Consider the following 12,723-nt stretch of genomic DNA (forward strand, 5'->3'; position numbering starts at 1 on the left):
TAAGGTCTCGCGGCGATGCGTGATGCCGCCTGCCACTGGCAGCAGACGGTGCACCTACCGAAGACCGGCTTGAATTCTTTGCCCACGGCTTCAAGCCGTGGGCGCAAACGTGACGAGTGCGCCACGAGGCGCACCCGCTCACCGTCCCGCTTTACTTACCGCGGGCGGTGATGATGGCGTCGGCCACGTTCTTCGGAGCTTCAGCGTAGTGCTTGAACTCCATGGTGTACGTGGCGCGGCCCTGCGACATCGAACGCAGCGTGGTCGAGTAGCCGAACATCTCGGACAGAGGAACTTCCGCCTTGATGATCTTGCCGCCGCCGACCATGTCGTCCATGCCCTGCACCATGCCGCGACGGGACGACAGGTCGCCCATCACGGAGCCGGCGTAGTCCTCGGGCGTTTCCACCTCGACGGCCATCATCGGCTCCAGGATCACCGGGCTGGCACGGCGGCAGGCTTCCTTGAAGCCCATGGACGCGGCCATCTTGAACGCGTTTTCGTTCGAGTCCACTTCGTGGTAGGAGCCGAAGGTCAGCGTGACCTTCACGTCCACCACGGGGTAGCCGGCCAGCACGCCGTTGGGCAGCGTGTCCTCGATGCCCTTGGCCACCGCCGGGATGAACTCGCGCGGCACCACACCGCCCTTGATGGCATCGACGAACTCGTAGCCCTTGCCCGGCTCTTGCGGCTCGACCTTCAGCACGACGTGGCCGTACTGACCCTTGCCGCCGGACTGACGCACGAACTTGCCTTCGACATCCACCGCGGTCTTGCGGATGGTCTCGCGGTAGGCCACTTGCGGCTTGCCGACGTTGGCCTCCACACCGAACTCGCGCTTCATGCGGTCGACGATGATTTCCAGGTGCAGTTCGCCCATGCCGGAGATGATGGTCTGGCCCGACTCTTCGTCCGTCTTGACGCGGAACGAGGGGTCTTCGGCAGCCAGGCGGCTCAGGGCGATGCCCATCTTCTCCTGGTCAGCCTTGGTCTTGGGCTCCACGGCCTGCGCGATCACGGGCTCGGGGAAGACCATCTTTTCCAGCGTGACGATGGCTTCAGGGTCGCACAGGGTTTCGCCCGTGGTGACTTCCTTCAGGCCCACGCAGGCGGCGATGTCGCCGGCCAGAATTTCCTTGATCTCTTCACGCTGGTTGGCGTGCATCTGCAGGATTCGGCCGATGCGCTCCTTCTTGCCCTTGATCGGGTTGTAGACGGTGTCGCCGGACTTCAGCACGCCGGAGTACACGCGCACGAAGGTCAGCTGGCCGACGTAGGGGTCGGTCATCAGCTTGAACGCCAACGCGGCGAACTTCTCGCTGTCGTCAGCCTTGCGGGTGACTTCCTTGTCGTCCTCGTCCGTACCGGACACAGGCGGGATGTCCACCGGCGAGGGCAGGAAGTCGATGACGGCGTCCAGCATGCGCTGCACGCCCTTGTTCTTGAACGCGGTGCCGCACAGCATGGGCTGGATTTCGGTCGCGATGGTGCGCGAGCGCAGGCCCAGCTTGATCTCTTCCTCGGTCAGCTCGCCCGTCTCGAGGTACTTGTTCATCAGTTCCTCGGACGACTCGGCGGCCGCCTCGATCATGTTCTCGCGCCACTTCTGGCAGTCGGCCTCGAGATCGGCGGGGATGTCGACGTAGTCGAACTTCATGCCCTGCGAGGCCTCATCCCAAATGATGGCCTTCATCTTGAGCAGGTCCACCACGCCCTTGAAGTTTTCTTCGGCGCCGATGGGCACGACGATGGGCACGGGGTTGGCCTTCAGGCGCGTCTTCATCTGGTCATAGACCTTGAAGAAGTTGGCGCCGGTGCGGTCCATCTTGTTCACGAAGGCAAGACGGGGCACCTTGTACTTGTTGGCCTGGCGCCAGACGGTCTCGGACTGCGGCTGCACGCCACCCACGGCGCAGTACACCATGCAGGCGCCGTCGAGCACGCGCATGGAACGCTCCACCTCGATGGTGAAGTCCACGTGGCCCGGGGTGTCGATGATGTTGAAGCGGTGCTCCGGGTAGGACAGGTCCATGCCCTTCCAGAAGCAGGTGGTCGCAGCGGAGGTGATCGTGATGCCCCGCTCCTGCTCCTGCTCCATCCAGTCCATGGTGGCCGCGCCATCGTGGACTTCACCGATCTTGTGGTTCACGCCCGTGTAGAACAGGATCCGCTCGGTCGTGGTCGTCTTGCCGGCATCGATGTGCGCCGAGATACCGATGTTGCGGTAGCGCTCGATGGGGGTCTTGCGGGACATGGTGTCACTCCAAATACAGGGGCCGCCCACGGGTTGGTACTAACCCTAGGGCGGCCGGAACAGACGAGTTTAGAAGCGGAAGTGCGAGAAGGCCTTGTTGGCTTCGGCCATGCGGTGCACTTCGTCACGCTTCTTCATGGCGCCGCCACGGCCTTCGCTAGCTTCCAGCAGTTCGTTTGCCAGACGTGCGGCCATGGACTTCTCGCCACGCTTGCGCGCGGAATCCTTGAGCCAACGCATGGCCAGCGCGACGCGGCGCACGGGGCGAACTTCCACGGGAACTTGGTAGTTCGCACCGCCGACGCGGCGGGACTTGACCTCGACCATCGGCTTGACGTTGTTCAGCGCGACCATGAAGACCTCCAGCGGGTCCTTGCCGGCCTTCTTCTCGACTTGCTCCAGAGCGCCGTAAATGATGCGCTCGGCCACGGCCTTCTTGCCGGACTCCATGACGACGTTCATGAACTTGGACAGGTCCACCGAACCGAACTTCGGATCCGGCAGGATTTCGCGCTTGGGTACTTCGCGACGACGTGGCATTTCTATTCCTTTGACTTCAGCTGGCAGGCGCTGTGTTGACTGCTTGCTGCCTGCCGCGGAGACCGATGCATCGGCACTCCACTTACTCGGCCGCCCGGTCCAGTCAGGACCTCAGGACAACCGCGACACGCCCGGCAACGGTCGGCTTGACCGCCATCCCGGCAATGGACGACCCGTGATTACTTCTTGGGCCGCTTCGCGCCGTACTTGGAGCGCGACTGCTTGCGGTCCTTGACGCCTTGCAGGTCCAGCGAGCCGCGCACGATGTGGTAGCGCACGCCCGGCAAGTCCTTCACACGGCCGCCGCGCACGAGCACCACCGAGTGCTCTTGCAGGTTGTGGCCTTCGCCGCCGATGTAGGAGATGACCTCGAAGCCGTTGGTCAGGCGCACCTTGGCGACCTTACGCAGAGCCGAGTTCGGCTTCTTCGGGGTCGTGGTGTACACGCGGGTGCAAACGCCGCGGCGCTGGGGGCCGCCTTGCATGGCAGGCGACTTGGACTTCGTGGCCTCGGTCTCACGACCGAAGCGCACGAGTTGGTTGATGGTTGGCATAGGACTTGTTCCCGTTTGAAGTCACACCTGCGCCACGTGCCCGCCGCGTCAGGCCTTGAGCGGCTGCCGCAGCGGACAGTGGCGTCTTGTTCTTCCGGAAGAGGCCGAGCACTCCAAGTTCTGGAGACGGGCCCGAAGCCGCAAGGCACTTGCGGTGAGCCGCCCGACAAAGAGCGCAGCAGGATCTGCCGAAAAGCCGGCGATTATAGTCCGGCCCCGCGAACAGGTGCAAGTTGTCCACAAGCCCCGGCCTTGCACGAGGCCAAGCCCGTGTCAAGCGGGGTCAATCCTCGCCCGCCCACTCTCCGCCCGTCCCTGTCTTCTCTGCTGCATGTCCGACACCAATTCTTCTTGCGCCGCCGGCGCGCCTTCACCGTCTGCCGCGCCGGAGCCGTGTCCATCCGTGGTGTTGGACAGCAACGCCGTGCTGGACTGGCTGCTGTTCAGTGACGCTGCCATGCGGCCGTTGGGCGAGGCGATTGCTGCCGGCCACTGCCGCTGGATAGTCTCCGGCGCCTTGCGCGGCGAGCTGGAGCATGTGCTTGCCCGCGGCCTGCGCAGCCGCCCGCAGGTGGACACGCAGCCGCTGTGGCTGACGTGGGACGCGCTGGCCCGCCCGATGGAGCAGCCCGCCGACACGCCCTCGCCTCCTGGCCTGCGCTGCACCGACAGCGATGACCAGAAATTCCTGGCGTTGGCCCTGGCCCATGGCGCACGCTGGTTGGTGAGCCGCGACCGTGCCGTGCTGAAGCTGCGCAAGCGCGCTCGCGAACGCGGGCTGCTCATCATTACGCCTGCACAGTGGACACCGGGCGACGCCCCGTTGGCCTGCCCCTTTCTCCGCGTGCCGCGCGGGCAATAAAAAAGGCGGCTTAAGCCGCCTTTCGTGATGCTGCCCGCCCGGGGCGGGCAGCAGTCTGGGTGACGCGAATCAGCCCTGGCCTTCGCTGGACGGCGTGGCGGGGGTTTCGTCCTCCTCCACGTTGGCCAGTTGCATTGCGGCCATTTCCTGGGCCTCCTGCATGGCGATGGCGCGGCGCTCGTTCTCGTCCAGGTCTTCCTTGGCCTTGCGGGCCTGGTGGAAGGCCATGCCGGTGCCGGCAGGGATCAGGCGGCCGACGATGACGTTCTCCTTGAGACCGCGCAGCTCGTCGCGCTTGCCCATGATGGCCGCCTCGGTCAGCACGCGCGTCGTCTCCTGGAAGGAGGCGGCGGAGATGAACGAGTCGGTGGACAGCGAGGCCTTGGTGATGCCCAGCAGCACGTCGGAATAGGTCGCGATGACCTTGCCCTCGCCACGCAGTCTGTCGTTGGTGTCCAGCAGCTCCGAGCGCTCGACCTGCTCGCCGGCGATGTAGGTGCTTTCGCCCGGGTTGACGATCTGCACGCGGCGCAGCATCTGGCGAACGATCACCTCGATGTGCTTGTCGTTGATCTTCACGCCCTGCAGACGGTAGACGTCCTGCACCTCGTCGACGATGTAGCGCGCCAGTTCCTCGACACCCAGCAGGCGCAGGATGTCCTGCGGATCGGCCGGACCGTCAACGATGGATTCGCCCTTGTTCACCACCTGGCCTTCGTGCACGAGGATGTTCTTGTCCTTGGGGACCAGTTCCTCGTAGACCTTGCCGTCCGGGTCGGTGATCTGCAGGCGCACCTTGCCCTTGGTCTCCTTGCCGAAGGACACCGTGCCGGTGATCTCGGCCAGGATGCCCTTGTCCTTGGGCGAGCGGGCTTCGAAGAGCTCGGCCACACGCGGCAGACCGCCGGTAATGTCGCGGGTCTTCTGGCCTTCCACCGGGATACGCGCCAGCACTTCGCCGGGGGCGAGGTCCTGGCCGTCGCGCACCTGGATCAGAGCGCCGACCTGGAAGCCGATGGTCACCGAGTGGTCGGTGCCGGGGATCTTGACTTCCTGGCCTGCGGCGTCGAGCAGCTTGACCTGCGGACGCACCACCTTGGCGGCACCGCGGCGCTTGGGGTCGATCACCACCAGCGTGGACAGGCCCGTGACCTCGTCCACCTGCTTGGCGACCGTCACGCCCTCCTCGACGTTCTCGAAACGCGCCTTGCCGGCGAATTCCGTGATGATGGGTCGGGTCAGCGGGTCCCAGTTGGCCAGCACGGTGCCGGCCTTGATGGCCTGGTCCGCCTTGACGTTCAGCGTCGCGCCGTAAGGCACCTTGTGGCGCTCGCGCTCGCGGCCGTGCTGGTCGGAGATGACGATTTCGCCGGAACGCGAAATCACCACCAGCTCGCCCTTGCCGTTGGTCACGTAGCGCATGGTCGGGTTGAAGCCGATGAGGCCGTCCGACTTGGCTTCCACGCTGGAGGCCACCGCGGCGCGCGATGCCGCGCCACCGATGTGGAAGGTACGCATGGTCAGCTGCGTGCCGGGCTCGCCGATGGACTGCGCGGCGATCACGCCCACGGCCTCACCGGTGTTGACCAGGCCGCCACGGCCCAGGTCGCGGCCGTAACACTTGGCGCACAGGCCGAAGCGCGTGCCGCAGGTCAGCGGCGTGCGCACCTTCACCTCGTCGGCACCGGCGGCTTCGATGGCGTCCATCGTGTCCTCGTCCAGCATGGTGCCGGCCGGAACGATGATTTCCTGCGTCTCGGGGTGCAGCACCTCGATGGCGGTGACGCGGCCCAGGATGCGGTCGCGCAGCGATTCGATGACTTCACCGCCTTCGACCAGCGCGCGCATGGCGATGCCGTTCTCGGTGGTGCAATCGTCTTCGGTGACCACCAGGTCCTGCGTCACGTCCACCAGGCGGCGCGTCAGGTAGCCGGAGTTGGCGGTCTTGAGCGCCGTGTCCGCCAGGCCCTTACGTGCACCGTGGGTGGAGATGAAGTACTGCAGAACGTTGAGGCCTTCGCGGAAGTTCGCGGTAATGGGCGTTTCAATGATCGAGCCGTCCGGCTTGGCCATCAGGCCGCGCATGCCCGCGAGCTGTCGGATCTGGGCGGCGGAACCCCGCGCGCCGGAGTCGGCCATCATGTAGATGGAGTTGAACGACTCCTGGTCCACCTCGTTGCCGTGGCGGTCCTTGACCTTCTGCTTGGCCAGCTGGCTCATCATGACCTTGCCGACTTCGTCGCCGGTCTTGCCCCAGATGTCCACGACCTTGTTGTAGCGCTCGCCGGCGGTCACGAGACCCGAGACGTACTGCTGCTCGATCTCCTTGACTTCCCTCTCCGCACGCTCGATCAGGCCATGCTTTTCCCGCGGGACCAGCATGTCGTCGATGGCGATGGAGATGCCCGCGCGCGTGGCCAGACGGAAGCCCGACTGCAGCAGCTTGTCGGCGAAGACCACCGTGTCCTTGAGGCCGCACTTGCGGAAGGACACGTTGATCAAGCGCGAGATTTCCTTCTTCTTCAGCGCCTTGTTCATGACGCTGAAAGGCAGGCCCTTGGGCAGGATTTCCGACAGCAGCGCGCGGCCCACGGTCGTGTCCACGAGCTTGGTCTCGCAGGAGAGCTCGCCCGTGTCCTTGTCCTTGGTCCACTCGGTCAGGCGAACGCTGATCTTGGCGGTGACTTCCACCACGCCGTTGTCCAGCGCGCGCTGCACTTCAGGCACGTCGGAGAAGATCAGGCCTTCGCCGCGGGCGTTGGTGCGCTCGCGGGTGGCGTAGTAAAGGCCAAGCACCACGTCTTGCGACGGGACGATGGAGGGCTCGCCGTTGGCCGGGAACAGCACGTTGTTGGAGGCCAGCATCAGGGTGCGGGCTTCCATCTGCGCTTCGATGGACAGCGGCACGTGCACGGCCATCTGGTCGCCGTCGAAGTCGGCGTTGAACGCCGCGCACACCAGCGGGTGCAGCTGGATGGCCTTGCCTTCAATCAGCACCGGCTCGAAGGCCTGGATGCCCAGGCGGTGCAGCGTGGGAGCGCGGTTGAGCATCACCGGATGCTCTTTGATCACCTCTTCGAGGATGTCCCACACCACCGGCGTGCCGGATTCGACTTCCTTCTTCGCCGCCTTGATGGTGGTGGCGATGCCCATCGCCTCCAGGCGCGAGAAGATGAACGGCTTGAACAGCTCCAGCGCCATCAGCTTGGGCAGGCCGCACTGGTGCAGCTTGAGCGTCGGGCCCACGGTGATGACCGAACGGCCGGAGTAGTCGACGCGCTTGCCCAGCAGGTTCTGGCGGAAGCGGCCGCTCTTGCCCTTGATCATGTCGGCCAGCGACTTCAGGGCGCGCTTGTTGGCGCCCGTCATCGCCTTGCCGCGGCGGCCGTTGTCCAGCAGCGAGTCCACTGCCTCCTGCAGCATGCGCTTCTCGTTGCGCACGATGATCTCGGGCGCCTTGAGCTCCAGCAGGCGTGCCAGGCGGTTGTTGCGGTTGATGACGCGACGGTAGAGGTCGTTGAGGTCGGAGGTCGCGAAGCGGCCGCCGTCCAGCGGCACCAGCGGACGCAGGTCCGGCGGCAGCACGGGCAGCACGTCCAGCACCATCCAGTTGGGCTTGATGCCCGACTTCTTGAAGGCCTCCATGACCTTCAGGCGCTTGGAGTTCTTCTTGACCTTGAGCTCGGAGCCGGTCATGTCGCCACGCAGCTTCTCGATCTCGACGTCGAGGTCCATCTCCTCGAGCAGCTGCTTGATGCCTTCGGCGCCCATGAGCGCGATGAACTCGTCACCGTGCTTGTCGCGCTCGACCTCGTACTGGTCCTCCGACAGGATGGAGAACTTCTTCAGCGGGGTCATGCCCGGGTCCACGACCACATAGGCTTCGAAGTACAGCACGCGCTCGATGTCGCGCAGCGTCATGTCCAGCACCAGGCCCAGACGCGACGGCAGCGACTTCAGGAACCAGATGTGGGCGCAGGGCGCGGCCAGGTCGATGTGACCCATGCGGTCGCGGCGCACCTTGGTCTGCGTGACCTCGACGCCACACTTCTCGCAGATGACGCCGCGGTGCTTCAGGCGCTTGTACTTGCCGCACAAGCACTCGTAGTCCTTGATCGGGCCAAAGATCTTGGCGCAGAACAGGCCGTCACGCTCCGGCTTGAAGGTGCGGTAGTTGATGGTCTCGGGCTTCTTCACCTCGCCGAACGACCATGAGCGGATCTTCTCGGGCGACGCCAGCCCGATCTTGATCGCATCAAAGTGTTCATCCGGGGTGAACTGCTTGAAAAGGTCTAAAAGTCCCTTCATGCCTAACTCCTTGTCCGTTCCTTAGTTGCGCTCGAGCTCGATATCGATGCCGAGCGAACGGATTTCCTTGACCAGCACGTTGAACGACTCGGGCATGCCCGCTTCGATGGAGTGCTCGCCCTTGACGATGTTTTCGTAGACCTTGGTGCGGCCGTTCACGTCATCGGACTTCACGGTCAGCATCTCCTGCAGCACGTAGCTCGCGCCGTAGGCTTCCAGCGCCCACACTTCCATCTCACCGAAGCGCTGGCCGCCGAACTGGGCCTTGCCGCCCAGCGGTTGCTGCGTCACCAGCGAGTACGGGCCAGTGGAGCGCGCGTGCATCTTGTCGTCCACCAGGTGGTGCAGTTTCAGCACGTGCATGTAGCCCACGGTCACCGGGCGCTCGAACTGCTCGCCGGTACGGCCATCGCACAGGTAGGCCTGCGTGCGGGTGGCCGTGAGGCCCTTGCGCTCAGCGATGTCGTCCGGATAGGCCAGGCGCAGCATGCCGCGGATCTCTTCTTCCTTGGCACCGTCGAACACCGGCGTGGCGAACGGGACACCCTTGGAGAGGTTTTGGGCCATCTCCACGATCTCGTCGTCGCTCAGGTGGTCGAGCTTCTCGGTCTTGCCGCCGGACTGGTTGTAGAGCTCGTCCAGGAGCTGGCGCAGCTCAGCCACCTTGGCCTGCTGTTGCAGCATGTCGCCGATGCGCTGGCCCAGGCCCTTGCCGGCCCAGCCCAGGTGCACTTCCAGCACCTGGCCCACGTTCATGCGCGAAGGCACGCCTAGCGGGTTGAGCACAATGTCGGCAGGCGTGCCGTCGGCCATGTAGGGCATGTCCTCGATCGGAACGATCTTGGACACCACGCCCTTGTTGCCGTGACGGCCGGCCATCTTGTCGCCAGGCTGCAGGCGGCGCTTGACGGCCAGGTACACCTTGACCATCTTGAGCACGCCCGCGGGCAACTCGTCGCCCTGCGTGAGCTTCTTGCGCTTTTCTTCGAACGCGAGGTCGAAGCTGTGGCGCGTCTGCTCCAGCGAGTTCTTGATGGACTCAAGCTGGTTGGCGATCTCTTCCTCGGCCGGACGGATGTCGAACCAGTGGTACTTCTCCACGCCGGAGAGGTACTCCTTGCTCAGCACGGTGCCCTTGGCGATCTTCTGCGGGCCGCCATTGGCCACGCGGCCCACCAGCAGCTTCTCGATACGGTCGAAGGCGTCGGCCTCGACGATGCGCAGCTGGTCGTTGAGGTCCAGGCGGAAGCGCTTGAGCTCGTCGTCGATGATCTGCTGGGCGCGCTTGTCGCGCTGGATGCCCTCGCGGGTGAACACCTGCACGTCGATGACGGTGCCGCTGGTGCCCTGGTCCACGCGCAGCGACGTGTCCTTCACGTCCGAAGCCTTCTCGCCGAAGATGGCGCGCAGCAGCTTCTCTTCCGGCGTCAGCGTGGTCTCGCCCTTGGGCGTGACCTTGCCCACCAGCACGTCGCCCGGGCCGACTTCGGCGCCGATGTAGACGATGCCCGACTCGTCCAGGCGAGCCAGCTGCTGCTCGGACAGGTTGGGAATGTCGCGCGTGATTTCCTCGGAGCCCAGCTTGGTATCGCGGGCCATCACCACCAGCTCCTCGATGTGGATCGAGGTGTAGCGGTCCTCGGCGACCACACGCTCCGAGATCAGGATCGAGTCCTCGAAGTTGTAGCCGTTCCAGGGCATGAACGCGACCAGCATGTTCTGGCCCAGCGCGAGTTCGCCGATGTCGGTGGAGGCACCGTCAGCGATGATGTCCTCGGCCGAGACCTTGTCGCCACGCTTGACGATGGGACGCTGGTGAATGTTCGTGTTCTGGTTGGAACGCTGGTACTTGATGAGGTTGTAGATGTCCACACCGACTTCACCGGCCACCGTTTCGTCGTCGTTGACGCGAATCACGATGCGGTTGGAATCGATGTAGTCCACTACGCCGCCGCGGCGGGCAGCCACCACGGTGCCGGAGTCCTTGGCCGCCACGCGCTCGACGCCCGTGCCGACGAAGGCCTTTTCCGGGCGCAGCGTGGGCACGGCCTGGCGTTGCATGTTGGCGCCCATCAGTGCGCGGTTCGCGTCGTCGTGCTCCAGGAAGGGCACGAGCGAGGCCGCCACGGACACGATCTGCGCTGGCGCCACGTCCATGTACTGCACGCGCTCAGGCGACAGCAGCACGGATTCGCCCTTCTCGCGGGCCGACACCAGCTCGTCCACCAGCGCGCCGTTCTCGTCCAGGGTCGCATTGGCTTGGGCGATGACGTACTTGCCTTCCTGGATGGCGGACAGGTAATCGATCTGGTCGGTGACGTGGCCGTTTTCCACGCGACGGTACGGCGTCTCCAGGAAGCCGTACTCGTTGAGCTGCGCGTACAGGGCCAGCGAGTTGATCAGGCCAATGTTCGGACCTTCAGGCGTTTCGATCGGGCACACGCGGCCGTAGTGGGTCGGGTGCACGTCGCGCACCTCGAAGCCGGCACGCTCGCGGGTCAGACCACCCGGGCCCAGGGCGGAGACGCGGCGCTTGTGCGTGATCTCCGACAGGGGGTTGGTCTGGTCCATGAACTGCGACAGCTGCGACGCGCCGAAGAACTCCTTGAGCGCCGCGGAAATCGGCTTGGAGTTGATCAGGTCGTGCGGCATCAGGGCCTCGGTCTCGGCCTGGCCCAGACGCTCCTTCACGGCCTTCTCGATGCGCGCCAGGCCCGAGCGGTACTGGTTCTCGGCCAGCTCGCCCACGCAGCGCACGCGGCGGTTGCCCAGGTGGTCGATGTCGTCCACTTCGCCACGGCCGTTGCGCAGCTCGACGAGGATCTTGACCACGTCGAGGATGTCCTCGTTAGACAGCGTCATGTCGCCTTCGGCCACGTCGCGGCCCACGCGGGCGTTGAACTTCATGCGGCCCACGCGCGACAGGTCATAGGTGTCGCCGCTGTAGAACAGGCGGTTGAACAGGGCCTCGACCGCGTCTTCCGTCGGCGGCTCGCCGGGGCGCATCATGCGGTAGATGGCCACGCGGGCGGCGAGCTGGTCGGCCGTCTCGTCGGAAGCCAGCGTCTGGCTGATGTAGGCGCCTTCGTCGAGCTCGTTGGTGTAGAGCGCCTGCAGGTCGCGGATGCCCGCGGCGCGCAGCTTCTTGAGCAGGCTCTCGGTGATCTCGTCGTTGGCCTTGGCCACGATCTCGCCGGTGTCCGGATCGACCATGTTGCGGGCGACGACGCGGCCCACCACGAAGTCCTCGGGCACGCTGATGAAGGTCGTGCCGCTTTGCTCCAGCGTGCGCACGTGGCGCGCGGTGATGCGCTTGTCCTTCTCGACGATGACGGTGCCGTTCTTGTCCGTGATGTCGAAGCGCGCGATTTCGCCCTTCAGACGGTCGGCCACGAACTCCAGCTGCGCGCCGGTGTCCATGAGACGGAAGTTGTCGAAGTCGAAGAAGTTGGCCAGGATCTGCTCGGGGTTCAGGCCGATGGCCTTGAGCAGAATCGTCACCGGCATCTTGCGGCGACGGTCAACGCGGAAGTAGAGGATGTCCTTCGGGTCGAATTCGAAGTCCAGCCACGAGCCGCGGTAAGGAATGATGCGGGCGGAGAACAGCAGCTTGCCCGAGCTGTGCGTCTTGCCCTTGTCGTGTTCGAAGAACACGCCGGGCGAGCGGTGCAGCTGGCTGACGATGACGCGCTCGGTGCCGTTGATGATGAAGGAGCCGTAGTCCGTCATGAGCGGTACTTCGCCCATGTAGACCTCTTGCTCCTTGATCTCTTTGACCGTCTTGGCCTGCGGGCTCTCACGGTCGTAGATGATCATCTGCAGCCGCGCGCGCACGGCGGCGGCATAGGTCAGGCCACGCTGCTGACACTCGCGCGTGTCGAAGGCCGGCTTGGCGATGTTGTACTCAATGAACTTCATCTCCACGTACCCGTTGTGCGACACGATCGGGAAGGCGGAGAGGAAAGCGGCCTGCAAGCCCTCGGGCTTACGCTTTTGCGGCGGAACGTCCTTCTGCAGGAAGGCGACGTAGGACTCCCGCTGCATCGTCAGCAGGTAGGGGACGTTGAGAACACTCTCACGCTTGCCGAAGCTTTTGCGGATGCGCTTACGCTCGGTGTAGCTGTACGTGGGGGAAACTTGCGCCATATATGCTCCGTGTCGAGAACACGCGCCCCGGGCCCTGGTAGCGCGCACTCGTCGGCGAC

6 protein-coding genes are annotated in these 12,723 nt (G+C 64.8%); 1 reads left to right on the plus strand and 5 read right to left on the minus strand.

Annotation, left to right across the window (positions count from 1 at the left end):
- Window positions 1-151: 151 nt before the first annotated feature.
- From fusA to rpsL, 3 genes are all read right to left on the minus strand, one after another.
- A complete protein-coding gene (fusA, locus tag SM757_RS20345) occupies window positions 152-2,254 on the minus strand; it encodes an elongation factor G (protein WP_322466851.1) in 2,103 nt (700 codons plus the stop codon).
- A 69-nt stretch (window positions 2,255-2,323) separates the two neighbouring features.
- Complete coding sequence (rpsG, locus tag SM757_RS20350; protein ID WP_066342380.1) at window positions 2,324-2,794, minus strand: 30S ribosomal protein S7; 471 nt, start codon at window positions 2,792-2,794, stop codon at window positions 2,324-2,326.
- A gap of 179 nt (window positions 2,795-2,973) precedes the next feature.
- Entirely contained in the window at window positions 2,974-3,348 is a 375-nt protein-coding gene (rpsL, locus tag SM757_RS20355) for a 30S ribosomal protein S12 (RefSeq protein WP_066342379.1), read from the minus strand.
- A gap of 403 nt (window positions 3,349-3,751) precedes the next feature.
- Between rpsL and SM757_RS20360 the strand changes: the two genes are divergently transcribed.
- Entirely contained in the window at window positions 3,752-4,210 is a 459-nt protein-coding gene (locus SM757_RS20360) for a PIN domain-containing protein (RefSeq protein WP_322466852.1), read from the plus strand.
- Window positions 4,211-4,279: 69 nt separating this feature from the next.
- On the opposite strand, the gene rpoC is transcribed toward SM757_RS20360, so the two are convergent.
- Both rpoC and rpoB read right to left on the minus strand, forming a co-directional pair.
- Window positions 4,280-8,518: a DNA-directed RNA polymerase subunit beta' gene (gene rpoC, locus SM757_RS20365; RefSeq protein WP_322466853.1), complete on the minus strand. Its 4,239-nt coding sequence runs from the start codon at window positions 8,516-8,518 to the stop codon at window positions 4,280-4,282.
- A gap of 21 nt (window positions 8,519-8,539) precedes the next feature.
- A complete protein-coding gene (gene rpoB / locus SM757_RS20370; protein WP_066342376.1) occupies window positions 8,540-12,664 on the minus strand; it encodes a DNA-directed RNA polymerase subunit beta in 4,125 nt (1,374 codons plus the stop codon).
- Window positions 12,665-12,723 lie beyond the last annotated feature (59 nt).

Origin of the sequence: Azohydromonas lata (assembly GCF_034427735.1) — a bacterium.
GTDB lineage: Bacteria > Pseudomonadota > Gammaproteobacteria > Burkholderiales > Burkholderiaceae_C > Azohydromonas > Azohydromonas lata.

Bases quoted from the DNA above. Each gene is read 5' to 3' on its own strand.
- fusA (WP_322466851.1), bottom strand. From the start codon at position 2,254: ATGTCCCGCAAGACCCCCATCGAGCGCTACCGCAACATCGGTATCTCG.
- rpsG (WP_066342380.1), bottom strand. From the start codon at position 2,794: ATGCCACGTCGTCGCGAAGTACCCAAGCGCGAAATCCTGCCGGATCCG.
- rpsL (WP_066342379.1), bottom strand. From the start codon at position 3,348: ATGCCAACCATCAACCAACTCGTGCGCTTCGGTCGTGAGACCGAGGCC.
- rpoC (WP_322466853.1), bottom strand. From the start codon at position 8,518: ATGAAGGGACTTTTAGACCTTTTCAAGCAGTTCACCCCGGATGAACAC.
- rpoB (WP_066342376.1), bottom strand. From the start codon at position 12,664: ATGGCGCAAGTTTCCCCCACGTACAGCTACACCGAGCGTAAGCGCATC.